We start from the raw sequence: 25687 nt of genomic DNA on the forward strand, positions 1-25687 counted from the left end.
CAGCTCCCTACGAGCCTGGTGTGGCCTCCACCGTGGGCGGAGGCGCGTCGAACTGCTCGGCTGCCGGTGGTTCGTGCGTCGGCATCATCGGGCCGTCCCCCGCCGGGTCGAGGACATCCTGCTCGAACCATGCGTACCGGCCGGAGAGAACCTGCTGCGCGACCCCGTACTGGGCGTGGTCGTCGTTGGCCCACAGCTCCGCGAACAGCCGGTCGGCGCGACGGCGGGCCTGGTCGCAGAACAGGCCGGCCAGTTCGACCACCTCCTGCCTCCGGTCGGGCCGCTCACGGGCGACGGTGTCGGCGTAGACGCACGCGCACGACATCGCGTAGAGCTCGGCGCCGATGTCGACGAGCCGGCCGAGCAGGTGGCCCTTCTGCTCGAGTCGCGCCTGGTAGCGGCCCATCGCGTAGAAGGTCGAGCGCGCCAGCTTTCGAGCGTGGCGCTCGACGTAGCGCACGTGCGTGGCGAGCTCCCCGAACTCGGCGAAGGAGCCGGGACGCTGGCCGGCGCCGGTCGTCAGCGTCGGGAACCACCTGGCGTAGAAGGCGCCCGCCCTCGCGGCGGCCTTCGCCTTGTCGGCCGGGCGGGAGTCGCCGAGCACCAGGTCCCCCGCCACCTTCAGGTGCTCGTCGACGGCCTCCCGGGCGATCAGGAGGTGCATGATCTCCGTGGAGCCCTCGAAGATGCGGTTGATGCGCATGTCGCGGAGCATCTGCTCGGCCGGTACCGGCTTCTCGCCGCGTCGCGCGAGTGACTCGGCGGTCTCGTAGGCCCGACCGCCGCGGATCTGCACCATCTCGTCGACGGCAGTCCAGCCGAGCTCCGAGCTGTAGAGCTTGGCGAGCGCGGCCTCGATGCGGATGTCGTTGCGCTTGTCGTCGGCCAGGCGGCTGGACACGTCGAGCACCGCCTCCAGGCCGAACGCCGTGCCTGCCAGCCAGGCGAGCTTCTGCGCGATCGGGTCGTGCTCCCCGATGGGCCGGCCCCACTGCTGCCGTTCGGCCGACCACTGGCGGGCGATCCTGAGGGAGTACTTCGTCGCCGACAGGCAGAACGCCGGCAGGGACAGGCGGCCGGTGTTGAGCGTGGTGAGCGCGATCCGCAGGCCCTTGCCCTCGCCGCCGACGACGTCCTCCCGGCGCACGAAGACGTCGTCGAAGCGGGTCACCGAGTTCTCGATGCCCCTGAGCCCCATGAACTCGTTGCGGTGCTCGACCGTGATCCCCTCGCGGTCGGACGGGCAGAGGAACGCGGTGATGCCGCCCCGATGGCCTTCGGACGCCGGGACGACGGCCATGATCACGACCACGTCGGCGATGGCGCCGTTGGTCGCCCACAGCTTCGTGCCGTTGATCCGGTAGCCGGTGCCGTCGTCGGTCGGGACCGCGGTCGTGCTCATGCGCGCGGGATCCGAGCCGACGTCCGGCTCGGTGAGCAGGAACGCCGAGATGTGGTCCCGGGCCAGCCTGGGGAGCCACTCGCGCTTCTGCTCCTCGGAGCCGAACAGCCGCAGCGGCTCGGGCAGGCCGATCGACTGGTGCGCCGACAGCAGCGTCGAGATGGACGAGTGCCAGGTACCGGCCATGGCCAGCGCCCGGTTGTAGTGGACCTGGCTCAGCCCGAGCCCTCCGTACTCCTCGGGGATCTTCATGCCGAGGGCGCCCAGCTCCTTCAGGCCCCGGAGGACGTCCTCGGGGATCCGCGCCTCGCGCTCGATCCGCCGAGGGTCGACGTGCTCGGTGAGGAAGTCGCGGAGGCGCCCGAGGAACGCCTCGCCCTTCTCCACCGCGACCGGATCGAGCTCCGGCTGCGGGTGGATCAGGTCGAGGCGGAACCTGCCGAGGAAGAGCTCCTTCCCGAACGACGGCTTGCTCCACTCGGTCTCGCGGCTCGCCTCGGCGACCTGCTTCGACTGCTCGTACGACGGATGCGACGCCATGCACCACGATCGCGCCGATCGCCTCTCGGGACAACGGTCTTCGACGTCGTCCCGCGCCTCAGGTTCCGTCGGCGCCGTCCCGTGATGGGTGGAGCGCCTCGATCGCCCAGCCGGCCCGCCCGGCCGGCACCGCCCACTCCGGTCGCGCCGTAGGGGTCACGAGCTCTCGGGGACGGCACGATCCGATCGTCACGGACGTCGCGGTGGTGCACGCCTCCTGCGGGGTGCGGTTCGCCGTCGGTGGTCCCAGCCCGGCCGTCGTGGAGCTGCGGGTCAGTTCAGCCGCTCGGTGAGGTGGACGTCGACGTCGTCGCCGTCGTCCTTGCCGATGGCCTTGCGGATGGGTGCGGCCACCGGGAGCTTGTGGGTGCCGTCCCCCAGGGCCATGAACGCTCCGGTGAACGGGTGACCGTCGACGGTCCCGGCGACCTTGACCAGGCCCCGGGTGCCGAAGATCCGTGCTGAGTCGGACAGCTGGACACAGGTCCAGACATCCCCCGGCCGGGCCTTGCCCAGGCGAGCGGTGAATCTGATGTCCAGCGGTCGGGGTTCAGGCATGGTGAAGGCCCTCCAGCCGATCGAGCCAGGTTCTGCGTCGGTCACCGAGGCTCGGCAGGAGTACTCGGGTGGTCATCGTCATGCTCGGTCGGACCGAGCCGCGGGCGGGAAGTCATCGGTTCCCCTGGTGGGACGTCCGTCGAGCGCACCGGACCACCATTCCTGTCCCGGGACACCTACGGAGAGCTGCGACCGCGCCGCAGTGGTCGGTCGATCCCACCAGGTTGCGCCGATCCCCCATCCGCGGCCGGCCCGCGAGCGAACGCCCTGTAGTACGCCGCCACCACCAGGGAGCTCCTCATGAACCAGCGTCGCCTCATCGTCACCGCCACGACCGCCGGGCTGCTGGGTGGCAGCATGCTGCTCGGCCTCCCGGTCGCCGGCGCCCACCCGTCGAGCCCTCCCGGGCAGGAGAAGACGGTGCAGCTCGACGCCTCGCTCCACGAGCTCAACGGCTCCGGCGCGTCCGGCACCGCCAGCGCCGTCGTGCGCAACCAGCTGATCCGGTCCATCGAGGTCGAGGCCCACGGCCTGAGCCCGGATGCACCGCACGCGATGCACATCCACTACGGCGACGACGCACGCAACGAGTGCCCGACGGCGGCGGATGCCACCAACACCCGAGGGGAGGACGACATGCTCCGGCTCAGCACCGCGGACGGCCTGCCGGCGTACGGCCCGATCGTCGTCTCGCTGACCACCACCGGTGACACCGGCCCGGCATCGGCGCTGGCGGTGAGCCGCTTCCCGGTCTCGATGGGCGGCTCCTTCGACTACGCACGGAAGAACATCGAGTTCACCGACGTCGCCGGTACCGGCTACGGAGCCGGCGGGTCGGGTACCGCCAAGCAGATCGCCGACGCCATCCGTGACGGCGAGGGCGTCGTCGTGATCCACGGCGTGGACTACAACGACAACGGCAGGTACGACTTCGAGTCCGCCGGCGCCAGCGAGCTCGACCCGTCGCTGCCGGCAGAGGCGACCGACCCGGCTGCCTGTGGGGTCCTCCGCTGACTCGCCCGCGGGGCGCCTCCCCGCTCGTCCGCTGACCACCGGCGCCGGCCCCGTGCGGGGCCGGCGCCGCTGCGTCGGCACGCCGGGGCTCCGACGCGGCACCGGTCGGCAGCCGGACGTCCGGACCGGTTGCTCAGGCAGTCCAGCGACCGGGCGACCGACGGTCTCACCGCTCATCGACCCCCGCGGCGCGGGGCCGGCGAAGCGGCCGGAAGAGCGCGCGGACGTCGTCGGTGAACAGCGCGGGCTGCTCCATGGCGAGGAAGTGACCGCCCCGCGCGGCCTCGGTCCACCGGACGACGGCGTGGTCCCGCTCGGCGAAGGCGCGGACGGTCACGTCGTTCGCGGAGAGCAGGAATCCCGTCGGAACGGTCCCCCGCTCCGGCGACCAGTCGCCGGCGTCCCCCTCGTCGGCCTGCCCGTCACCCGCTCCCCATGCCGCGGGGTTCATCGCCTCGAAGTAGGCCTGTGCCGACGACCCCGCCGTGGCGGTGTACCAGTAGATCGAGACCGCCGTCAGGATGCGGTCGCGGTCGATCGCGTCCTCCGGGAGCCCGTCGTCGGGCAGGTCGGACAGCCGCTGGAACAGTTCGACCACCCAGGCCAGCTGGCCGGCCGGGGAGTCGGTGAGGGCGTAGGCCAGCGTCTGCGGCGACGTCGACTGGAGCTGCAGGTAGCCGTCGTCGTAGGCCTGCATGCGCTGCCACCGCTCCTCGTCGGCCCCGGTGAGCGCGTCGAGCTCGCCGTCGTCGGCGGGAAAGGTGATCGCCGCATTGAGGTGGACACCGATCACGGAGTCGGGTGCCGCCTTCCCGACCTCCGAGGCGACGAACGAGCCGGTGTCGCCGCCCTGGACGCCGTAGCGGTCGTGGCCGAGGTCGGCCATCAGCGTCGCCAGCATCCGCGCGGTCCGCTCGGCGTTCATCCCCGGACCCGCGAGCGGGGTCGAGAAGCCGAACCCGGGCAGCGACGGGATCACCAGCGCGAAGGCGTCGGCCGGATCGCCGCCGTGCGCCCGCGGGTCCGACAGCGGGCCGGCGACCTCGAGGAAGTCGGCCACCGTGCTCGGCCAGCCGTGCAGCAGCAGCAGCGGGGTGGCGTCCGGCTCCGGTGAGCGCACGTGCAGGAAGTGCAGCCGCTGCCCGTCGATCTCGGTGACGAACTGCTGCAGCGCGTTGAGCCGCGCCTCGGCGGCCCGCCAGTCGAAGCGGTCGCGCCAGTACGTGGCGAGTTCCCGCAGGTAGGCCTGGGGGACGCCGCGACTCCACCCCACGCCGGGGAGGTCACCGGGCCAGCGGGTGGCCGCCAGGCGGGCGGACAGGTCGTCGACCTGCTCCTGAGGGATGTCGATGCGGAAGGGGCGGATGTCCAGCCGAGGAGTCGTCACGCCGGTGACGCTAGGAAGCGCTTAGGACAGGGCTGCTCCCAAGCAGGTGGCATCCTCGGCGGCGTGCTCGAGACCTCCGCCCGGCTGCTGCGGCTCCTGTCGCTCCTGCAGGCCCACCGCGAGTGGTCCGGTGCCGACCTCGCCGAGCGGCTCGGCGTCAGCATGCGCACCGTCCGGCGGGACGTCGAGCGACTGCGCGAGCTCGGCTACCCGGTACACGCCGTCCAGGGCACGGCCGGGTACCGGCTCGGCGCGGGGGCGGCCCTGCCGCCGCTCCTCCTGGACGACGACGAAGCCGTCGCCGTCGTCCTCGCGCTCCGGACCGCCACCGCGAGCTCGGTCGTCGGGGTCGAGGAGACCGCGGTGCGGGCCCTGCAGAAGCTCGAGCAGGTGTTGCCGGCCCGGCTGCGCCACCAGGCGCGGTCGCTGCAGGAGGCCACCGTCCGGGCCGGCGTGGCCCCTGGTCCGCAGGTGCCCGCCGAGACGCTCGTGGCGATCGCGGACGCGTGCCGCCGCCGCGAGCAGCTGCGGTTCCACTACAGCAGCCCGCGCAGCGGGCAGACGGTCCGGACCGTCGAGCCACACCGCCTCGTCAGCTTCGGCCGGAACTGGTATCTGGTCGCCTGGGACCCGGACCGCCACGACTGGCGCAGTTTCCGCGCCGACCGGATCACCCCCCGTCCGCCGAACGGCCCGCGCTTCGCACCGCGGGAGCCGCCGGGGGGCGACGTCGTCGCCTGGTTGTCCTGCCAGCTGTCGGCCCGGACCTGGCCGTACCGGGCGACGGTGCGGCTGCACGAAGCGGCGGAGGCGGTCTCCGACCGCGTCTGGCCCGGCATGGGAGTGGTCGAGGCCGTCGACGCCGGCAGTTGCCTGTTCACCGTGGGCGCCGACGACCCCGCCGCCCTGGTCTGGATGCTCACCTCGGTCGACACCGACTTCACCGTTCTCGAAGGCCCTCCGGAGCTCACCGCCGCCCTGCACCGGCAGTCGCAGCGGTGTGCGGACGCGATCGCGCCCCCGGTCGACGCCGACCCGGGCGTGCGGGAGCGACGCACCCGTGGACGTCGTACCGCCTGAGTCACCCGGGCACCCGCACAGGTGTCGGCTGGGCACCCTGCCGCCCCTCGATCGCCGGGTCGCGCGTGGGATGCGACGCGCAGGGGCTGCCCGTCGAGCCGACCACCCGGCTCGACGACGCGTGGATGGCAGCGCCGGCGACGGACCGCGGTCGCGGCGGACGGTGATGCCGCCGTGGCGGCGCGGTGGGACGGTAACCGGTGACCTGCCGCACCTGTCCATGAGACCGAGGAGCGTCGGTGGAGCTCTCGACACTGCTGCTGGAGATGTCCGCCCTGCTCACGCTGGCCGTGCTGCTGGGTCTGGTGGCCCGGCGGATCGGGGCGCCGCTGAGCGTCGTCCTCGTGGTGGTCGGCTTCCTCGCCGCCGCCGTGGGCCTCACGCCCGAGATGGGCCGGCTCGAGGGTGAGGCCTTCGAGGAGGTGGTGGTCTTCCTCTTCCTGCCGGTGCTGGTGTTCGCGGCCGCTCTGGGCATCGACCTGCGCGCCTTCGTCCGGAACCTCGGCGCCATCGTGGCCCTGGCGACCGTCGCCTTCCTGGTGTCCGCGGTGGTGGTGGGGCTGACCCTGCACTGGGTGCTCGGCACGGCTCTGGCGGTGGCCTTCCTGTTCGGCGCGCTGATCTCGGCCACCGACCCGGTCGCGGTGGTCGCGGTGTTCCGGGAGGTCGGCGTCCCACGCCGGCTCCTGACCCTGGTGGAGGGAGAGAGCCTGCTCAACGACGGCGTCGCGATCGTGCTCTTCGCGATCCTGGTCGAGGCGGCGACGGGGGGCTCGGTGAGCGTCGCCGCCGGTGTCGTCGGTTTCGTCACCGTATTCGGCGGCGGGGCGGTGATCGGTATCGTCCTCGGCCTGGCCGCCTCCGCGGTGCTGCCCTGGCTCGGTCGGCTGCCGGCCGCCGGGTTGTCGCTGGCGACGGCCTACGGCTCCTTCGTCCTCGCCGACGCCGTTCTCGGGTTCTCCGGGGTCATGGCCACCGCGGCCGCCGGGATGGTGCTGGCCGGCCTCGCGCCCAGCCGCGCATCTGCCGAGGTGCGCGAGATGTGGGAGCAGATGTGGGATGCGCTGGACTACGTCGCCAACGCGCTGCTGTTCCTCCTCATCGGCCTGGTCATCGGCCCCGCGCAACTGCTCGACCACCTCGGCCCCATCACGCTGGCCGTCGTCGTCGTCCTGGTCGCGCGCGCACTGGCCGTGGTGCCGCTGGTCTGGCTGCTCGAGCGGCTGGCCCACATCCCGCGGCTGGGCCGGCGCAACGAGGCCGTGCTGGTCTGGGGTGGGCTGCGCGGCGGCGTCGCGCTGGCGCTGGCCCTGGCCCTGCCCGAGGAGCTGGCCGAGCGCGACCTCCTCGTCGCCCTGACGGGCGGGGTCGTCCTTGCCACGCTGCTGCTCAACGCCACGACCATCCGCCGGCTGGTGTCCCGGCTGGGCCTCGACCGGCCCAGCCGCGCCGACCGCTACCTCGTGGCGATCGCCCGCGTCTCGGCCATCGAGGCCGCCCGGCAGGAGATGGACGACCTCGGCCTGACCCCCGATCCGCGGACCGGCGCCGAGCTGGAGAGCAGCGCGCGAGAGGCGCAGCAGGAGATGGCGGCCCTGGACGTGGACGAGGACGAGGAGTACCGCATCGTGGTCGGCCGCGGGCTGCACGTCGAACGCCGCACCTACCAGGAGCTCAGCGACGAGGGGCTCCTCCCCCCTGCCGTGACCCGCACCCTGCTGCACGAGGTGGACGACGAGATCGACGACTTCTCGCTGCACGCCTCGAGCCACCGGCTGGGGGCGACCCGCCGGGCTCCGTCCGGCCGCCTGGAGGAGGTCAGCCGGTGGCTGGCCGGGCTGCTCCCCGAACCGGCAGGGGACGATCCCGGCGAGCTGGCCTACGCCGAGGCGACCGCCCGCCGGTTGGCGGCACGACGCACGGCGGACGCGCTCGAGATCTTCGACGACCTGCCGGCCATCCGGCAGGAGACCGTCGACCACGCACGCCGCACCTTCGCCGAGTGGGAGCAGCGGGCCATCGCGGAGTTGGACGAGCTGGACACCCGGTCCGGGAAGGACGCCCATGACCTCCGCGTCCGGCAGGTCCACAGCCTCGCCACGGCGGCCTCCAGCCGGGAGCTCGCCGAGCTGGTGGAGACGGGGCTGCTGCCCGAGCAGGTCCTGAAGTCGACCGGGACGGCACGGGCGGACCACCCCCGCTGACGCTCCCCCGTGCCCGTGCCCGTGCCCGTGCGCTCCGCCGCGGCCGGTGCCGGCCCGGGGAACCACGGGGCATGGGGTGATCGTTGCCCGCAGGAACGCACACTGCCCGAGACAGGAGCTCCGATGGACACCCCGCTGCCGACCGGCTCCGCCGGCACCCTGGACGTGCGGGCCGCCGAGGAACTGTCCTGGCTCCTCGCGGTGGACCCGTCCGTGCTCGCCGTCCTCGGCGGCGTGCTGGTCGTGTTCCTGCTGATCGCCGTGCTCGCCGGGTGGCTGGTCGTCAGGCGGGTCCGGCGCAGCGCGCTGGTCGCCCGTGGCCGCGAGCTCACCGCGCGCGGCCGGGAGCTCGGCATGCAGGGCGCCACTGCCGTCGCTGCCCTCCGCCTGCCGCCGGGGCAGCGGCGCTCCGCGGCGGAGCTGCAGCTGGAGATCGCCCGCGCGCGTGGTCACCTGCGCCGCCAGATCGGAACCGCGCAGGCCGCCGGCGCCCACCTCGGCGACGTCCCCGGCCTGCTGCCGGCGCTGGAGGCCGAGGGCAGCCGGCTCGAGCAGCGGCTGCGCCTGCGGGCGCTGGCTCCCAGTGCCACCGACCACGCCGACCTGGAGACGGAGGCGCGGGCGTACCTCGACGTGCTCGCCGACGTCTGCGACGCGGTGCTGAAGGCCGAAGAGGTGGCAGGGGCAGGGCGCCTGACCACCGACGTCGCGGATGCGGTCACCGCCCTGCGCGCCCACACCACCGCCTACCAGGAGCTCATCGCCCCTCCGGTCGTCCCCCCGCTGCCGCCGCCCCCCTCGCCATCGCCGGAGCACTCGGTCCGGGAGCCCACTCAGGGATGAGCCGGTAGCCGGGCAGCGTTTCCGACGCCGACGCCGACGCCGGCGACTGACGACGCGCACGGGATCGGCACCGACGACACCACGGTCCCCGGTGACCGTGGCATGGCAAGCGTTCGCGCACGTCACCCCCGGGCGAGGATGGCGTCTCTGGACAGGGTCACCTCCGTGCGCAGGGCGTCCACGTCGACGTCGACCAGGGCACCGTTCCACTTGCGCGCTCGGCCGGCCACCAGGACCGCATCGATGTTGCGGGCGTCCGCGCCGAGGACGACCGTTCCGACCGCATCGTTCAGCGGCATGGTGTTCACGTCCTCGGCGCGCACGACGATCAGATCCGCCTGCCTGCCGGGGGTGAGGGAGCCGGTGATGTGGCCGAGTCCGTTCGCGCATGCCCCCTGCACGGTGGCGAGGTCGAGCACGTCGCGGGTGGAGATCCGTGATGGGAGGGCGTCGGTGCCGTAGGCACCGTTGACCGCGCGCATCCGCTGGATCGCGTGGAGCGTGCGCATCTGGGTGAACATGTCGCTGGCCAGGGCCACCTCTACGTCGATGCTGAGACCGGGGCGGATCCCGACCGCGAGCGCCTCGTCGATGGCCGGCACGGCGGTCTCGAGACCGATCTGCGCGTCGGACGTGGGAGCGAGGCTGACCGACACCCCGGCGTCCGCCATCGCCGCCCAGGCCTGCCCGGTCAGCCCGGTGCAGTGGATCAGCGTGAGCGTGGGGTCGAGGATGCCCTGCCGCGCCCAACGCAGCACCGCCTCCGACGATGCCGTGCCGAACACCGCGTCGATGCTCGTCCACACCCCGAGGTCCCGGGCGAGGGCGGCCAGCTCGGGCCCGTAGGCCAGTGCCGGCCCGGCTATCTCGTCGGTGGCCAGTGCGGCCAGCCGGACGCTGACCAGTCCGCCCGCCCGGTCGTGCAGCCGGACCAGATCCGCGGGCCACTGGCGGTCCCAGTCGCCGAAGTGCGGGCCCATGGCCGCGTGCACGCCCCGGATGCCGGTGTCGACGAGGGCGTCCAGGGCAGCATCGCTGTGCGCGCAGCTTCGGGAGTTGTGGGAGAAGTCGAGCATGGTGGTGATGCCGGCGTCGAGGGCGGACAGCGCGGCGAGCCGGGTGCCGACGTACATGTCGTGGGGGGTGTAGCGGGGGGCGAGGTCGGCCAGCGTGGACATCACGTACGCGCCGAGGTCGGTGACGTCGGGGATGCTGCGCCGGAACTGGGTCTCCCAGGCGTGCCGATGGGTGTCGACGAACCCGGGGCTGAGGATGCAGCCGGTGACGTCGACGATCACGGCGCCCTGCGCCTGCGCGGCGTCCCGGAGGTCGGTGCCGAGAGCGACGATCTCGGTGCCGCGGACGAGCACGTCGCCGCGGGGCAGGTCGCCGATCGTGGGGTCCATGGAGACGACGGCGCCGCCGGTGAACAGGGTCGAGGTGGTGGGCTCGCCGGAGGGCGGGATGAGCGGGAGCATGGTGAGGATTCCTGTCCGTCCAGGTGGGTCAGCGGCGGTGGAAGACGTAGCCGGCGTGGTGGAGCACGCCGTCGCGGAACTGCCCGTAGGCCCAGAAGCCGAGGTCGTCGCGGTAGACGATGCGGTCCGCGTCGAGCCAGAACGAGCCCTGGTAGGCGTGCGGGCGACCGCCGCGGGTCTCGTCGTACCGGCCGTCGGCGGTCAGCGCCTGGTGCACGAAGCCGGTCTCGTCGACCCAGGTGCCCAGGTACGGGCTGACGACCGGGGTGGCCGTCGGGCCGGCCGCGTCCGCCGGCGCGCTGAGCGGGCGGCGGTTCCACTGCTGCACCACGCCGTCGGCGACGATCGCCACTGCATCGGCGGCATGCCACACCAGCAGCTCCACCGGCCCGGGGCCGGCGGAGTCGACCACGCCGAAGGTGGCCGGGTTGCCGGGGGTGAGGGTGCCGACCCGGTCCCGGCGGACCCGCAGCCCGGCCATCCCCACGGTGTCGATGACCGCCGGTGCGATCGTGAGCCCTGAGCAGTCGACGACCAGGGCGCGGTCGTCCTCCGCGGCGGTGTGCAGGCCCGGGCCCACACCCACGATCTCGCTGCCGACGAGCAGCACGTCGGAATCGGGCAGGTCGCCGATGAGCGGATCCATCGTGCGCACCGTGGCGTGCGCGAACAGCAACGGGCGGTGACCGTCCTCCTGATTCGCGAGGATGGTCTGCAGGAGGTGCTCGTCCAGCATGTGCTTCGTGGTCATGCGGCAACCGTGCAGGCGGCCGCGGGGGGCATCCAGGCCGTTCTTCCCCTGGGTGTGGCACACCCTGGCTGGGCTCCGGCCCGGCTCCTAGCCTCTTCCCCGTGACATCCGGTGACCTCGCAGCCTTCCTCGTCGCCCGGCGAGCGCGACTCCGCCCCGCTGACGTCGGGCTGGTCTCCTCGGGTGTCCGCCGGGTCGAGGGGTTGCGCCGCGAGGAGGTCGCGCTTCTCGCGGGGGTGAGCGTCGACTACTACACCCGGCTGGAGCAGGGGCGGGAGCGGCACCCGTCAGCGGCGGTGCTGCGCGGGTTGTCCCAGGCGCTGCGCCTGGACCGGGAGGCCTGCGACCACCTGTTCCGCCTGGCCGGTGTGCCGACGGGGGGGCCGGTCGCCCCAGCACCGGCGACAGTCGACCCGCACCTCCGGGTACTGCTGGATTCCTGGCCGGACACCCCCGCGATGGTCATCGACCGCGTCCTCGACGTCCTCGCGCTGAACTCCCTGGCCGAGCAGCTCTACGCCGACTTCGCGACGGCGGACAACATCGCCCGGATGACCTTCCTGGACCCGGCCGGCCGGACGTTCTTCGCCGACTGGTCGCGGGCGGCGGATGCCTGCGTGGCGAACCTGCGGCACGCCCTCGGTTGTGATCAGCACGATCCCGGCCTGCACGCGCTCGTCGGCGAGCTGACCCGCGGCAGCGCGGAGTTCCGTTCGCGGTGGCCGCGCAACGACGTCCGCGGCAAGACGCAGGAGGCCAAGACGTTCGACCACCGTGGCGTCGGTCTCCTGACGCTCACCCACCACACCTTCGAGGTGCGCGCCGCGCCCGGCCAGCAGCTCGTCGTCTACGGTGCCGAACCCGGCAGTACCAGCGCCGGTGCCCTTCGGCTGCTGGGCGCCCTGGCGGCGACGGGACGCCGGGAGTCCCTCGACGTCCAGCGCCCGCATCCTGGGTGATCCGGAATCCGCCCGATGGAGGACCGAGCCACTGTCTCCCCTCCTCGCCTCGTGCGATCGGCACAGGGGATGCAGCCCATCCGGGCGCCGATCGGGACGTCCGACGACGTTCCCGGGGCGGACCGGCTCGTCGGACTCCCACGCCTGCCGGAGGTCCGGCCGCGCCCACGGCTCCGCCGGCACCGTGCTGGTGCGTCCGTCGCCGGAATCGCGCCCGGCCGCTGAGTGCGTGGGAAGGTGCAGGACGTGACGTCACCCGACTCCCCCCGGTGGACGCTCCGGACGCTGTACCAACCGATCGTCGACCTCCGGGACGGGACGCCCGTCGCCGTGGAGGCGCTGTCCCGGGGGGAGCCGGGGCCACGGGAGTCGGCGGGAGCGCTCTTCGCCGCTGCCCGGGGGTCGGGGACGCTGGTCGAGCTCGACGAGGCGTGTCTCCGTGCCGCCCTGCGCGGTGCCGGGCGGCGCGCCGGCGCGCTCACCCTCTTCGTCAACATCGAACCGGCCACGTTGTCGGCGCTGAGCCCGCGGCGCCTGCGGGCGCTCGCGGACCTGGTCGGCGACGACGTCCAGGTGGTCGTGGAAGTCACCGAACGTGACCTCCTCGATCGCGCCGCCGACCTGGTCCGTGGTGTCCGGGCCGTCCGCGAGCTGGGCTGGGGCGTGGCTCTCGACGACGCCGGGGCGGAGTCCAAGGGGCTCGCGCTGATGTCGTTCCTGCGGCCGGACGTGATCAAGCTCGACCTCGCCCTGGTCCGCGGGCACACGACCCTGCGAGCCGCCGCGGTGGTCAACGCGGTCCGGGCGGAGGCCGAGCGTTCCGGTGCGGTCCTCCTCGCCGAGGGGATCGAGAGCGAGCAGCACCTCGAACGCGCGCTGGCCATGGGGGCTCGACTGGGCCAGGGCTGGATGTTCGGACGGCCCGGGCCGCTGGCGACCGCAGGCATGCGCGCCTTCCCCGTCCCCCCGCCGCCCGACCGTCGCACGCGTGCGGGCGCAGCTCCCCGCACGCCGTACGACGTGCTCAGCGCCGGCTCTGCCGCGCAGCGCGCCACCCTGCCGCTGGTCGCCTCGATCACTCGCCAGGTGGAGCGGCAGGCGCTGGTCCTCGACGAGGAGACGGTGGTGCTGGCGAACTTCCAGAACGCGGAGGCGATGACCCCGTCGACCCGCCGCCGGTACGAGTCGCTCGCCGGTCTGGCCGCGCTGACCGCCGTCACCGGCGCCGGGATGCCCGACGAACCCGCCCCCGGGGTCCACGGCACGGCCCTCGACGCCGACGATCCCCTCACCGACCAGTGGGTGGTCACCGTCGTGAGCCCGCACTTCGCCGCCGCGCTCGCCGCCCGCGACGTGCCGGCCGGGTACGGCGACGCCCCCGGCGACTCCACCGGTCCCGCCGGCGGGCCGGCGCGCCGGCTGGACTACGTGCTGACCTACGACCGGGAGCGGGTCCTCGACGCTGCGGGACTGCTGCTGGAGAAGGTGCGCCCCACGTCCGGCACGGCGGCGCCGTCGCCGGCCGGGGGCGAGGCGCCGACCCCGGACGCCGTGCGCGTGCCCCCCGGTGAGCTGCCGGATCTCCTGCTGCGGGCCATCGCGACGGCCAGCAACGGCATCGTCATCGCGGACGCCACCCTGCCGGATCTCCCGGTGGTCTACGCCAATGCGGCGTTCCTGCGATTGACGGGATACGCCGAGCACGAGGTGCTCGGCCGCAACTGCCGGTTCCTGCAGGGCCGGGCCACCGACCCGAGCCAGGTGCAGCCGATCCGCCGTCGGCTCCTCGCCGGACGGGACGTCCACACCGTCCTGCTCAACTACCGGCGTGACGGGTCGGCCTTCTGGAACGAGCTCCACATCAGCCCGGTCACGAACGCGATCGGCGACGTCACCCACTACATCGGCAACCAGGTCGACGTCACCAGCCGGGTCGAACGCGAACTGCGGACGACGTACCTCGCCCATCACGACGAGCTCACCGCGCTGCCCAACCGGGCCCACGTCCTCGACCACCTCCGCCTGGAACTGCGACGCGCGCGGCGGAGCGGCACCAGCGTGGGCGTGCTCATGCTGGACCTGGACGAGTTCAAGGACATCAACGACCGGTTCGGCCACGCGGCCGGGGACTCGGTGCTGACCTGGGCCGCCGGTCGCCTCCGCTCGGCCGTCCGCGCCGGTGACCTGCTCGGGCGACTCGGCGGCGACGAGTTCCTCGTGGTGCTCGCCGGGCTCCCGCCGACGGGAGAGTCGCCCGGACGCCCGGAACGGGAGCCGTCGGCCGAGGAGACGCTCCGCCTGGTCCGGGAGCACCTCCACGCCGCCCTCGACCACCCCCTCACCCTGGCCGACGCCACCGTCCACCTCAGCGCCAGTTCCGGCGCCGCGCTGTTCCCCCGCGACGCCGACGACGCGGCGGAGCTGATCGCCCGTGCCGACGCCGCCATGTACCGGCACAAGACCAGGAGCTGAGCAGCGGCGTCCCGACCGGAACAGGTGTCCGCCGCTGGGGCTGACTCCCAGCGGCGATGCGGCGATGCGGCGGACGGCGCCGGCCACCGCCGCCGTCAGCACCGCGAGGGACGGGACGGCAGGCGTCAGGACCTGGTCGCGACGAGCGCCGTCCAGCAGCCGGCGAGCCGGGTCTCCTGCGCGACGACGGTCAGCCCCGCCTCCCGGCAGGCGTCGGCCAGCCCGTCCGGGGTGGGCCGGTCGGCGTCGGCGGGGTGGAAGGCGACCGCCCGCAGGGGGCGGCTGTCGACGAACCGCGCGGTCATCTCGCAGGAGAAGAACCGGCCGCCCGGCCGCAGCACCCGCGCCGCCTCGCGGACCACGTCCCGCCAGGCCTCGGCGTGGTGCAGCACGTGGTAGGCGAAGACCGCGTCGTAGGACCCCGCCGCCGCGGGAACCGCGGTGGCGTCGCCCTCCCGCACGTCGACCCGGCCGCCGAGGTCGCCGGTCGCCGCCCGGCACGCAGCCACGCTCGCGGGATACCGGTCGATCCCCTCGGCGCGACCGGCACCGAAGACCTCGAGCGCGAGCCGCAGGCCGGTGCCCCGCCGGCCGGTGCCCAGCTCGAGGACGACGCCGCCGGGTACCTCGCCGCCGAGGCGCCGCAGGACGGCCGCCTCCCCCCGCCGCTGCACGAACGCGCGGAGCCGGGAGTCGACCCACAGGCGGGTGGCATCGACGTAGGTGGACGGGACGTTGGGCCTGTCGCGCACCATGCGGTTGTGCCCCTCGTGCCCTGGGCAAAACGGGGCGATGACAGACCTGCAGGAGCGCGTCGTCCTGGTCACCGGCGGAAGCACCGGTATCGGTCGCACCGTCGTCCACCGCCTGGCCGCGGACGGGGCGCGCGTGGTGGCGTGCGCCCGCGACGGGGGCCGGCTGGCCGAGGCGCTGGCCGGCGTCGACCGCGTGACCGGAGTGCCGGCCGACGTCTCCTCCGCCACCGACCGGGTGGCGCTGGTCGAACGGGTGGTCGCGGAGCACGGGCGCCTGGACGCCGTCGTCCTGAACGCGGCGATCGGCTACGCCGGGCTCGTCGAGGAGACGCCGCAGGACGCCGTCGAGGCGATGATCACCACCAACCTGACCGGGGTGGTCGACCTCGCGCGTCTCGCCCTCCCGCACCTGCTGGCGGCGGCCGCGGAACGGGGGCGCGCCGACATCCTCGTCACGGCCTCCTCCGCCGCGCTGGCGCAGGTGCCGCCGCTGACCGTCTACTCGGCCACCAAGGCCGGCGCGCACGGCTTCGTCAAGGGGCTCCGGCGGGAGGTCACGGCTCGCGGCGTCCGGGTCCACTCGATCACGCCCGGCCCGGTGTCGACCGAATGGCTGGTCCGTGGCCGAGGGGCGGCCCCGGTGTCCGACGAGGACGCCGAAGGGCGGCTCTCGCGCGGCATCCGGCCGGAGCGGGTGGCCGAGCAGGTCGCGCGCAGCCTCACCTCCTACTGGTCCCGGACGGTGTCGGTGCCCCGGTGGATGGGCCTGGCGCGCCTCGGCGAGGTCCCGCCCGTCGACCGGATCCTCGACATGACCCTGTCCCGGCAGGCGCACCGCATCCAGCGGATCACCGACCGAGCGGTGGCCGAGCGCGGCGCATGACAGCCCGGGCGGGGTGAACGACGCACCGGGTGGCGGGACCGGGCCGGCAGTCGCAGGAGCGCCGGGACGGCGCCGGCCGTGGAGTCAGGTGCGCACCCGGTTCCGCGGCCGCCGGCGCCGGGCGAAGAACCGCTCGACCCGGCGCCACCGGTTCGGCGTCTTCTCCGGGTCCATCACCTCGGACTCGGCGAGCACCCGTTCGCCCGGACCGAGCTCGGGCGGTTCGAACGGCACCAGCGAGCGGCCGGTGGGCCGGCGCAGCCGCTCGATCGCCTGCACCAACGAGCCGGTGTCGGCGATCGCGGCGGCGACGTCGTCCGGGGTGCAGCCGAGGTGCTCGGCGAGCAGGCCGTTCCGGAAGCCGACGATGGTCGCGGCGAGCCGATCGGCGCCCGGCCGCCCCTCCACCGCCTCGATCGCCAGGTCGCACTCGGTGTCCAGGCCCATCGAGCGGTTGTTCACGTTGCTGGAGCCGATCCGGATCAGGCGGTCGTCGATCACGGTCACCTTGGCGTGCACGTAGATGTGCGCGCGCTGCTCGGTCACCGGTGTGTAGAGCCGGAACCGGTCGTGCGCGTCGGCCGCGCGCACGATCTCCAGGACCCGGGCGCGCGCGGTGCCCATCGCCTTCTCCGAGAGCCAGCCGTCGGCGGTCCACGGGTTCACCACGACCACGTCGGGGCCGTCGGGCTCGCGCAGCCGCTCGGCGATGGCCTCGGCGATCCGGCGGCTGGCGAAGTACTGGCTCTCCACGTAGATCGAGCGGCGGGCGGCGGCGATCGCGGCCAGCCACAGCAGCTCGATCTCGTGCACCAGGGGGGCGCCGCCGTGCTCGGGCCGGGTGCGGGAGATCGCGACGTCGACGTCGGTGAGCAGCGGCTCGACGTCCTCGGGCCAGCACTCCCGCGCGTCGAGGACGGGCTCCAGCCGCTCTCCGGTGCCGCTCTCCCACCGCTCGCGCGCCAGCTCGGCGACGGCACGAGCGGCGGGCCCGCTCATGATGCTGGTCGCGTCGTGCCACGGGCCGGTCAGCCGGCCCCGTGCGCGTCCGGTCGCCGGACGGCGCCGGTGCGGGTTGCCGTCGGCGTGCTCGGAGGTGTCCCAGCGGTCGGCGGTGACGTCGATGCCGCCGGCGAAGGTCAGGCAGTCGTCGATGACGACGATCTTCTGGTGGTGCGCCCCGCCGACGGGGTGGTGGGTGTCGATGGCCAGGGTGAGCCGGTCGGGAGTGCGCCGGTCGAGCAGCACGATCGGTTCGAGACCGCGGCCGAGCGCGCGGAGCATGCCCAGATCCCACTGCAGGACGCCGATCTCCAGCTGCGGGTTCTGCTCCACCGCCTGCTCGAGGACGGCGCCGAGCCGGTCGTCCTTCGGCCGGCTGCCGTCCAGCGGATCGAGCCGGATCCGCGGGTCGAAGTCCCAGCCGATGAACAGCACCCGCCGCTGGGCCTGCATCACGGCACGCTTCAGGGTGGCGAAGTAGCCGGCCGCGTCGACGAAGATCGCGAAGCGGGTGGCCCGCTCGATCCGCCAGCACGTCTCGCCGGGGATCAGCAGCGGCGCACCCTGCTCCGGCCCGCCGACGCCGGGAGCGTGGGCCGGCGCGGGCGACCCGGTACCGGGATCGGTATCGGGTTCCGACGTGGTCTCGGCACCGTCCATCACATCGGCAGTGTGCCCGCCGTCGCGGGCGGAGCCAACGACCGGCTCTCCTGCAGCCGCGGCCGCAGCCGTGCGCGTGTCGCGCCCCGGACCGGCGGGCCCTCTCGAGCGCGGCCTCCTCCGCGCGATCGCGGTGCCGGTACGCCGCAGGCGCCGGAGGGAGCGAATGGCCGCATCCGAACGCGAACTTTTCGCCGGCGCGCGGCGCACACGCCGACGACGTGGGTACCGTTTGTGACCTGGACCACAGGGATGAGTGGAGGTCGACCATGACCACGACCGAGCAGCGGACCGTCCCGGAGCAGGGCAGCGACCCGTCCCACCCCGAGCACGTCGACGTCCTCGTCGTCGGGGCCGGGGTGTCGGGCATCGGCGCCGCGCACCACCTGCGCGAACGCTTCCCGGAGAGGTCCTTCGTGCTCCTGGACGCCCAGGACAACCGCGGCGGCACGTGGTGGACCCACCGGTACCCGGGGGTGCGCTCCGACAGCGACCTGTTCACCTACGGTTACCGCTTCAAGCCCTGGCGCGGTCCCTCCATCGCGGCGGGCGAGGAGATCCTCAACTACCTGGACGAGGTCATCGCCGAGGACGACCTGGCGCAGCACATCCGCTACCTGCACAAGGTGACCGCAGCGACCTGGTCGAGCGAGGACCGGCGGTGGACGGTGGAGGTCACCCGGCTCGACACCGGGCAGGAGCTGCGGTTCACCACCGGCTTCCTGTGGATGTGCCAGGGCTACTACAACCACACCAAGCCCTACCAGCCCGAGTGGGAGGGCATGGATCGCTTCGAGGGCGTGGTCGTGCACCCGCAGCAGTGGCCCGACGACCTCGACCTCACCGGGAAGCGCGTCGTCGTCATCGGCTCCGGCTCCACCGCCGCGACGCTGATCCCCGCCGTCGCCCAGCAGGCCGCGCACGTGACCATGCTGCAGCGCTCCCCGTCCTACTTCCTCGCGCCGCCGCTCACGCACGAGCTCGCGGTGACGCTGCGGCAGCTGGACATCCCGGAGGACTGGACCCACGAGATCCTCCGCCGCGCCTACTCCGCCGAGTTCAACGAGCTGGCCCGGCTGGCGCACGAGGCGCCGGACGAGCTGCACACCTTCCTCATGGAGTCGATGAAGCCGTTGCTCCCCGAGGGCTTCGACATCGACAAGCACTTCACCCCCCGCTACCGGCCGTGGCAGCAGCGCATCGCGATCGTCCCGGAGGGTGACCTCTTCGCGGCCCTCCGCGAAGGGAAGGCCTCGATCGTCACCGACACCATCGAGACCTTCACCGAGAAGGGCATCCGGGTCGGCTCCGGCGAGGAGCTCGAGGCCGACGTCGTCGTCACCGCGACGGGGTTCGACCTGTCGGTCCTGGGCGACGTCGCCTTCACCGTGGACGGCGAGGCGGTGGACTTCACCGAACGGGTCACGTGGCGCGGCATCATGATCAGCGGCGTGCCGAACATGGCGTACATGTTCGGCTACTTCAGGCACAGCTGGACGCTGCGCGTGGATCTCGTCAGCGACCTCGTCATCCGGTTGATGGAGACGATGGAGCTCAAGGACGCGACCATGGTCGTCCCCACGCTGCGCGACGAGGACGCCGGCATGCAGCTACGACCGTGGTCGGACCCGGAGAACTTCAACGCCGGCTACGTCATGCGCTCCCAGCACGTGCTGTTCAAGCAGGGCGACCGCGAGCCGTGGACGCACATGCTGGAGCACGCGGCGGAGGCGGAGATCCTGCCGAAGGCCGGCCTCGACGACGGCTCGCTCGTCTACCGGTGACGCCGTCGCGCCCTGCCCAGACCTCGCCGCCGGGCGTCGTGCCCGGCGGGCCCCGTCACCGCTCAGGAGGAAGTTCCCATGCCGCAGACGGCCGTCCGAACCGGAGTCACGCTGAACTACGAGGTCAGCGGCGAGGGGGATCCGCTGCTGCTCATCATGGGGACGTCCGGGTCGATACCCCTGTGGGGTGAGCTGATCCCGCGGCTGGCCGAGCACTACCGGGTGATCGCGTACGACAACCGCGGGCTCGGCGGGAGCGAACGGGGCGAGGGCGAGATCTCCGTGGCATCCCTGGCCGAGGACGCCTCGGCCCTGCTGGAGGCGCTGGACATCCCGCGGGCCCACGTCATGGGCTGGTCGCTCGGCTCCGCCATCCTCCAGGAGCTGGCCCTCGCGCACCCGGAGCAGGTCGCCACCGCGGTCATGTACGCCAGCTGGGCGCGCTGCGACGGTTTCCAGCGTTCCGTCCTCTCCGCGTTGCGGCACCCCTACGCGACGAGGGACATGGAGGCGGCACTCGCAGCCGCCGGCCTGGCCTTCTCCCCGCAGCTGCTCGACAACCCGGACTTCGAGAAGATGCTGGAGCCGATGCTGCCGGCGTTCCCGCAGACCGAGGAGCAGATGCAGGTCACGGTCGAGCAGTGGGACGCGGACCTGGCGCACGACACCCAGGACCGCCTGGGCGACATCGCCGCCCCCACCCTGGTGGTCGTCGGCGAGCAGGACCTGCTGACGCCGCCCTGGCAGGCGAAGAAGGTCGCCGACGCCGTCCCGGGCGCGCAGTTCGAGCTGATGACCGGTCCGGGGTCGAGCCACGGCGTGCACATCGAGCGCCCGGAGGACCTGGTGGGGATCGTGACCGGCTTCCTGGGCGGGAACGCCCTGCGTGCATCGAGCTGACCGCCCTCAGCCTCGCACCTGGGCCGTGTGCGTCAACGTGATCAGCAGGAGCCCGCCGATCATGTTGCCCGCCGTGGCCAGCCCGATGTTCGTCCACAGGTCCGCGTAGGCCACCCCGTCCGAGAGCCAGATCCCGAACAGCAGGTGCAACGCCGACACGACGACGTGGTCGAACGGTCCCAGCGCCAGCAGGAAGCCGACGGAGAGCGCGACGAGGATCCGCGCCGTCACGCTGTCGCACGCCCGGACCATGTAGGACAGCAGCGTGATCAGCGCCCCGGCGAAGATCGCCCGGACGAACGTGGCCGCCCAGCCCTTGGCGGCGATGTCCTCGGCCACCGAGACCAGGGCATCGGCGGCGCCGGACGGCAGCGCCCCCGGCACCGTCATGAGCCCCACCAGGATCCCGCCGCCCACGAGGTTCAGGACCAGCGTCACCACCCAGAGCCGGCCCAGCCGGAGCCAGGGCCCCCGGCCCTTCTCCTCGATCGCCGCCGCCACCGGGTCGAAGAAGTCCTCCGTGAAGAGCTCGGAGCGACCTACGATGAGGAACACCACGCCCAGGGCGAACGCCAGCGCGCCCCCGACCGAGGCGACCCCCGGGCCGACGTCCGGTTCCAGGAGCCCCTCGACGACCCCGAGCGCCACGACGCCGAAGACGATCGTGACCCCGGCGATGAACGCCGTGGAGATCTTCTCGAGCGGTGACATGGAGAGCCGGCGGTCGCCCTCCTGTTTGGCGCGCTCGTAGATCTCGTCCGGGTCGGCGGCGACGGGCATGCCTCTCTATACCGGGGACCTCCGGCGGTCGCACGGGGTCGCGCCGGTGGCTCCGGCTCCCTCTCCGGGGCTACGGGGCGCGGTGGAGCAGTCGGCGCAGCAGCCCTCGGGGCCGCTGCGGCGGATCCGCGACCACCGGCGTGGCCTGCCGTGCGTCGGGCACGGGGCTACCCGCGGCCGGGTGGTGCACCGCGGCCGGGCGTGGCCGGGGCGGATGGGCGACCCGCTCGTGCGCGAAGTAGTGCTGCAGGACGTCGGGTGCCCCCCGGTGACCGCGGGCCGCCACGTCGTGGCGCGCCTCCCACTCGGCCATCCGCTTGTCGGCCTCGGTCATCTGCAGGGGGTCCACGTCCCGCCGCGTCCGACGGCCTTCCGTCGCGTGCGGGGATCCGTTCTCGGTGCTCATCACGCCTCCTCGAGGCTTCCGGCGCCGTCCACATGGTGGACCCGACGGGAGGCGCCGGGAACCCCTCGGTGCCCGGCGCCGCGTCGCCGTGGCGGTGGACCGCCCGCCCCGGCCACGTTCCCGGTCGCCGCAGTGGCGGGGGCGCTGTACCATCGAGTCTGTAGTTGAGCGCTCAATGATTTACGTCGATCACCGACCGGCCTGATCGCCGTCCACCAGCCCCAGGGAGAACCGTGCCCAAGATCGCCGTCATCTACTACTCGTCCACCGGCAACGTCCACCAGCTCGCCGCCGCGCTCGCGAAGGGGGCCGAGGAGGCCGGCGCCGAGGTCCGCCTCCGCCGGGTGCCCGAGCTCGCGCCCGAGGAGGCCATCGACTCGAACCCGCTGTGGCGCGCGCACGTCGACGCCACCGCCGACGAGGTCGAGGTCGCCACCCCCGCCGACATGGAGTGGGCCGACGGCTACGCCCTGGGCAGCCCCACGCGGTTCGGCACCCCCGCCGCGCAGATGAAGCAGTTCATCGACCAGCTCGGCGGCCTGTGGTTCTCCGGCAAGCTCGCGAACAAGGGTGCGACCGCGTTCACCAGCGCGCAGAACACGCACGGCGGCAACGAGTCGACGATCCTGACCTTCTTCAACGTGTTCTCGCACTTCGGTGCCGTCATCGTGCCGCCCGGCTACACCGACCCCCTGCTGTTCGAGGCCGGCGGCAACCCCTACGGCGTCTCCAACGCCTCCGGAGGGAAGTCGGCGACGGCCGGCGCGGCCGAACTCGCCGCTGCCCGCTACCAGGGCCGTCGTCTCGCCGAGGTGACCGCGAAGCTCGTCGCCTGAGCTGGTGGTCCCGGGGCCGCTCCGCGAGCGTCCCCGGGACCGGCCGGGTCAGCCGTCGGCGGCCCGGCGGCCCCCCCGGGCCGGCTGCTCCGCGGCCGACGTCGCACTGACCCAGGCGTCGATCGTCGCCCACCACCGGTACAGCCAGTCCGTCAGCTCGGTGTCGTCCCGCGGCACCTCGGCGGCCGGCACGAACCACCAGCGCAGGTGCAGGGTCTTGTCCATCGGCAGGTCACGCCACAGGTCCCGGACCGTGCTCAGGTGCTCCAGCCCGGTGTGCGCGACGAAGACGACGTCGGCGTGCGGGGCCGCCCGCAACGCCGCGGTGACCCCGGCCGGGCGGGGTGGCAGCAGGTGCTGCAACGCCTCGGCCCGGCGCACCGCCGCCACCAGCGACCGGTCGCGCAGCCGCTGGATCGCCCGGAACCGGCGCTGCGGGGTGAAGTTCGCGCCCTCGGGGAAGATCAGCAGCGCGTCCTCCTCGCCCAGGTCGCGGGCCAGGTCGGCGATCGCCTCCGTGGAGCTGTACCCCACCGCCGGATCGGCCGCGACGAAGTGGTTCGGCAGCCGGTTGAGGTAGACGTCCAGCAACGGGTCCAGCTGCAGCAGGTCCTTGAGCACGATCCGCGGCCGGCGCAGGTGGTCCCGGTTCATGAGCGTGTCCACGAGCAGGAACGAATCGCCCGGCCCGGCGTGGCGGGAGAGCACCACCATGGCGTTCGTCGAGCCCGGCACCCCGTCGTCGAGCGGCGACCAGGACGTGCCGTCGGTGACCAGCCGCAGCGCGAACACCCGCTGCGCCGCCCGCATCAGGGCGTCCAGGAGCAGCCGCAGGACGGTGTAGTGGGCCGCCCGCCACCGCGGGGTGTCCAGTCGGCAGCCGAACGCGCTCAGTGCCCACAGCACCCCGGCGACCACCAGGCCGACCACCTCCAGCGCGAGGTACACCAGGGCGAAGCACAGCAGCCGCAGTGCGCGCCACCGCCCCGGGAGGAACACCGAGGCGACCGCAGCCACCGGCACGAGCACGGGCAGCAGGGCGACCGCAGCCACCAGGGCGCCGATGACGACCGGACCGCTGATCCGCCGGACGCGGCGCGGGGGCAGCACCTCAGGCCTCCGCGCCGGACGGCGCGCCGGCCCGCTCCAGGTAGCCGCGGGCCGCGGCGTGGGCCTTGTCGATCCGCGCGGAGACGCCGGAGAAGTCGCGGTACCGCAGGTTCGCCGCGCCCGACGGGGCCGGATCCCCCGAGGGCAGGACGTGCACCGTGACATCCGGGGGGAGCGCGGCCAGGTCGGCGGCGAACCGGTGGCGGCGGGCGATCTCGAAGGCGACCGTCGCGACCTCCCAGGGCCGGGTCGGCGGGCGCAGCGGGCGGTCGATCCGGCCGACGTGCAGCACGTAGATCGTCCGGGCACCGAGCGCGACCGCCCGGCCGACCGGGATGCTGTGCACCAGCCCGCCGTCCAGGTAGTGCTCCCCGTCGAGCTCGACCGCCGGCAGCAGCCCGGGGACGGCGCAGGAGGCGAGGACGGCGTCGACCAGCGAGCCGTCGCTGAACCAGCGCTCGGCGGCGCGCTCGATGCTGGCCGCGACGCACTGGAACGGGACCCGCAGCTCGGCGAACGTCTGCACCGGCAGGTGCGCAGCCAGCAGGTCGCGCAGCGGCTCGCGCGGGTGCAGGTGCGTGCGGGTGCGCGCCAGGGTGTTCATCCGGGACAGCACCGATCCGGCGAAGATCTGCCGCGAGGCCAGCTCCTCCCAGACGGCGCGCAGCCGGCCCACCGCGCTCGGCGCCGGGTCGGCGGCGACGAGCGCTCCGTTGATCGCCCCCACCGACGTGCCGACGACGAGATCGGGCCGGACGCCGTGCTCGAAGAGTGCCTGCAGCATCCCCACCTCGGCGGCACCGAGCACTCCCCCGCCACCGAGGACGAAGGCCGTGCCGCCCGGCCCGGCAGGCACCTCTGGCGAGGTCATGGCGGCATCGTGCCATCCGCGGCGGGACCGGGCAGCCCCGCCTCCACCGGCGCGCAGCGGCCCGGCGTCGTCGGCCTCCCAGCGTGCGAAGTCCTCGACCAGGCCGCGGCCCGCGGTGGCGCAGCTACCCCGCCTGCCGGCGCCCCTGGGTCAGCGCGCCCCGGAGTCGAACTCCATCCAGACCCGCCGGCGGTCCGGCCTGCGCCGGACGTTCGACATGGCCTCCACCCGGCGACGCTGCTCGTCGGTCGCGACGTGCTGGGCGACCGCCCGTTCGGCCTCCTTCATCGCCTCCTCGGCCTCGGCCTCCCGGGGAGTTCGGGGCAGTTCCTCGGTCCGCGACGGCTCGTGGTCGTCGGGTGCGGACGACCGGTAGGGGCTCTCCTCCGGCAGGTTGCCGCTCACCCGGCCGTAGGCGCCGAGCAGCAACAGGCCCAGGCCGACCACGACGGAGAAGACCACGTTGCTGAAGTCGAAGGCCAGGACGTTGTAGTCGGTGCGCAGCACCGCGAGGTTGCCCAGCGCCGAGAGCACGAACAGCACCCCGACGACGATCATGACGGTCGACGCCACGCGCGCCCCGATCAGCGCGGCCCCGATGAGCACGAGGCCGACGACCACGGAGATGGTGGACAGCAGGCCGTTGGTCGACAGGCCCAGCACCGACTCCCCGCTGGTCGAGAAGAACGGCAGCCCGCGGGCGAGACCGAGCACCGCGAACAGCAGCAGGAACGCGCCCACGACGGCGGCTCCCACGCGGTGCACCATCAGCACCCGGCTCCGTACGGCTCGCCGGCCCTCCGGCGACGACGCCGCCGTGGTGGTCCGTTGTGGATCGCTTCTCCGGGTCATCGGGACGTTCCTCCTCGCTACCGAGGTGACTGGTGGCCTCCGTGCTCCGTACTGCGGCTACCTCCGGTCAACGACCGGGGCGCGGGCAGAGTGCCCGGCGGCGCGGATTCGGGAGCTCCTGGTCCGCCGGGCGAGGGCCATACCGCACGGTCTCCTCGTG

Annotated in this window: 22 protein-coding genes; 10 read left to right on the top strand and 12 right to left on the bottom strand. The window is 73.5% G+C overall.

The window, feature by feature from the left end:
• Positions 1-7: 7 nt before the first annotated feature.
• Both ABDB74_RS10455 and ABDB74_RS10460 read right to left on the bottom strand, forming a co-directional pair.
• Positions 8-1942 (bottom strand): acyl-CoA dehydrogenase family protein, encoded by a 1935-nt coding sequence (locus tag ABDB74_RS10455; RefSeq protein ID WP_346618365.1) that lies wholly within the window; start codon positions 1940-1942, stop codon positions 8-10.
• Between the two features lie 273 nt (positions 1943-2215).
• Complete coding sequence (locus tag ABDB74_RS10460) at positions 2216-2500, bottom strand: DUF1905 domain-containing protein (protein WP_346618366.1); 285 nt, start codon at positions 2498-2500, stop codon at positions 2216-2218.
• 300 nt (positions 2501-2800) lie between these two features.
• Between ABDB74_RS10460 and ABDB74_RS10465 the strand changes: the two genes are divergently transcribed.
• A complete protein-coding gene (locus ABDB74_RS10465; protein ID WP_346618368.1) occupies positions 2801-3514 on the top strand; it encodes a hypothetical protein in 714 nt (237 codons plus the stop codon).
• A 166-nt stretch (positions 3515-3680) separates the two neighbouring features.
• On the opposite strand, the gene ABDB74_RS10470 is transcribed toward ABDB74_RS10465, so the two are convergent.
• Positions 3681-4901 (bottom strand): epoxide hydrolase family protein, encoded by a 1221-nt coding sequence (locus ABDB74_RS10470; protein ID WP_346618369.1) that lies wholly within the window; start codon positions 4899-4901, stop codon positions 3681-3683.
• Between the two features lie 63 nt (positions 4902-4964).
• On the opposite strand from ABDB74_RS10470, the gene ABDB74_RS10475 reads away from it, so the two are divergent.
• The 3 genes from ABDB74_RS10475 (at position 4965) to ABDB74_RS10485 (ending at position 9028) form a co-directional block, all read left to right on the top strand.
• The gene (locus ABDB74_RS10475; RefSeq protein WP_346618370.1) at positions 4965-5981 is read left to right on the top strand and encodes a transcriptional regulator; all 1017 of its coding nucleotides are present in this window, start codon (positions 4965-4967) and stop codon (positions 5979-5981) included.
• Between the two features lie 239 nt (positions 5982-6220).
• The gene (locus ABDB74_RS10480; protein ID WP_346618371.1) at positions 6221-8185 is read left to right on the top strand and encodes a sodium:proton antiporter; all 1965 of its coding nucleotides are present in this window, start codon (positions 6221-6223) and stop codon (positions 8183-8185) included.
• A gap of 123 nt (positions 8186-8308) precedes the next feature.
• Positions 8309-9028 carry a hypothetical protein gene (locus ABDB74_RS10485; protein ID WP_346618372.1) on the top strand — a complete coding sequence of 240 codons (720 nt, stop codon included), beginning with the start codon at positions 8309-8311 and terminating at the stop codon, positions 9026-9028.
• A 122-nt stretch (positions 9029-9150) separates the two neighbouring features.
• On the opposite strand, the gene ABDB74_RS10490 is transcribed toward ABDB74_RS10485, so the two are convergent.
• Both ABDB74_RS10490 and ABDB74_RS10495 read right to left on the bottom strand, forming a co-directional pair.
• Complete coding sequence (locus tag ABDB74_RS10490) at positions 9151-10506, bottom strand: amidohydrolase family protein (RefSeq protein ID WP_346618373.1); 1356 nt, start codon at positions 10504-10506, stop codon at positions 9151-9153.
• Positions 10507-10534: 28 nt separating this feature from the next.
• A complete protein-coding gene (locus tag ABDB74_RS10495) occupies positions 10535-11257 on the bottom strand; it encodes an Atu4866 domain-containing protein (RefSeq protein WP_346618374.1) in 723 nt (240 codons plus the stop codon).
• A gap of 101 nt (positions 11258-11358) precedes the next feature.
• Between ABDB74_RS10495 and ABDB74_RS10500 the strand changes: the two genes are divergently transcribed.
• A complete protein-coding gene (locus ABDB74_RS10500) occupies positions 11359-12216 on the top strand; it encodes a helix-turn-helix transcriptional regulator (protein WP_346618375.1) in 858 nt (285 codons plus the stop codon).
• 246 nt (positions 12217-12462) lie between these two features.
• The gene (locus ABDB74_RS10505) at positions 12463-14688 is read left to right on the top strand and encodes a diguanylate cyclase domain-containing protein (RefSeq protein ID WP_346618376.1); all 2226 of its coding nucleotides are present in this window, start codon (positions 12463-12465) and stop codon (positions 14686-14688) included.
• A gap of 125 nt (positions 14689-14813) precedes the next feature.
• Here ABDB74_RS10505 and ABDB74_RS10510 read toward each other — a convergent pair whose 3' ends face one another.
• Entirely contained in the window at positions 14814-15443 is a 630-nt protein-coding gene (locus ABDB74_RS10510) for a class I SAM-dependent methyltransferase (protein ID WP_346618377.1), read from the bottom strand.
• 37 nt (positions 15444-15480) lie between these two features.
• On the opposite strand from ABDB74_RS10510, the gene ABDB74_RS10515 reads away from it, so the two are divergent.
• Positions 15481-16326, top strand: coding sequence for an SDR family oxidoreductase (locus ABDB74_RS10515; protein WP_346618378.1), 846 nt, complete (start codon positions 15481-15483; stop codon positions 16324-16326).
• 84 nt (positions 16327-16410) lie between these two features.
• On the opposite strand, the gene ABDB74_RS10520 is transcribed toward ABDB74_RS10515, so the two are convergent.
• Complete coding sequence (locus tag ABDB74_RS10520; RefSeq protein ID WP_346623871.1) at positions 16411-17988, bottom strand: phospholipase D-like domain-containing protein; 1578 nt, start codon at positions 17986-17988, stop codon at positions 16411-16413.
• Between the two features lie 269 nt (positions 17989-18257).
• Here ABDB74_RS10520 and ABDB74_RS10525 point away from each other — a divergent pair, with 269 nt between their 5' ends.
• Together ABDB74_RS10525 and ABDB74_RS10530 are read left to right on the top strand one after the other, a co-directional pair.
• Positions 18258-19772, top strand: coding sequence for an NAD(P)/FAD-dependent oxidoreductase (locus ABDB74_RS10525; protein WP_346618379.1), 1515 nt, complete (start codon positions 18258-18260; stop codon positions 19770-19772).
• 78 nt (positions 19773-19850) lie between these two features.
• Positions 19851-20672 (top strand): alpha/beta fold hydrolase, encoded by an 822-nt coding sequence (locus tag ABDB74_RS10530; RefSeq protein WP_346618381.1) that lies wholly within the window; start codon positions 19851-19853, stop codon positions 20670-20672.
• A gap of 6 nt (positions 20673-20678) precedes the next feature.
• Here ABDB74_RS10530 and ABDB74_RS10535 read toward each other — a convergent pair whose 3' ends face one another.
• Both ABDB74_RS10535 and ABDB74_RS10540 read right to left on the bottom strand, forming a co-directional pair.
• Complete coding sequence (locus ABDB74_RS10535) at positions 20679-21452, bottom strand: formate/nitrite transporter family protein (RefSeq protein WP_346618383.1); 774 nt, start codon at positions 21450-21452, stop codon at positions 20679-20681.
• Positions 21453-21522: 70 nt separating this feature from the next.
• Positions 21523-21858, bottom strand: coding sequence for a hypothetical protein (locus ABDB74_RS10540; protein ID WP_346618384.1), 336 nt, complete (start codon positions 21856-21858; stop codon positions 21523-21525).
• Between the two features lie 233 nt (positions 21859-22091).
• On the opposite strand from ABDB74_RS10540, the gene wrbA reads away from it, so the two are divergent.
• Positions 22092-22694 (top strand): NAD(P)H:quinone oxidoreductase, encoded by a 603-nt coding sequence (gene wrbA / locus ABDB74_RS10545; RefSeq protein ID WP_346618386.1) that lies wholly within the window; start codon positions 22092-22094, stop codon positions 22692-22694.
• 48 nt (positions 22695-22742) lie between these two features.
• On the opposite strand, the gene ABDB74_RS10550 is transcribed toward wrbA, so the two are convergent.
• The 3 genes from ABDB74_RS10550 to ABDB74_RS10560 form a co-directional block, all read right to left on the bottom strand.
• Positions 22743-23804, bottom strand: a complete 1062-nt coding sequence (locus ABDB74_RS10550; protein ID WP_346618387.1) for a lysophospholipid acyltransferase family protein — start codon at positions 23802-23804, stop codon at positions 22743-22745.
• A 1-nt stretch (position 23805) separates the two neighbouring features.
• Positions 23806-24675 carry a patatin-like phospholipase family protein gene (locus tag ABDB74_RS10555; RefSeq protein ID WP_346618388.1) on the bottom strand — a complete coding sequence of 290 codons (870 nt, stop codon included), beginning with the start codon at positions 24673-24675 and terminating at the stop codon, positions 23806-23808.
• Positions 24676-24825: 150 nt separating this feature from the next.
• A complete protein-coding gene (locus ABDB74_RS10560; RefSeq protein ID WP_346618389.1) occupies positions 24826-25431 on the bottom strand; it encodes a DUF4383 domain-containing protein in 606 nt (201 codons plus the stop codon).
• Between the last annotated feature and the right edge of the window lie 256 nt (positions 25432-25687).

Origin of the sequence: Blastococcus sp. HT6-4, from assembly GCF_039679125.1 — a bacterium.
Lineage (GTDB): Bacteria > Actinomycetota > Actinomycetes > Mycobacteriales > Geodermatophilaceae > Blastococcus > Blastococcus montanus.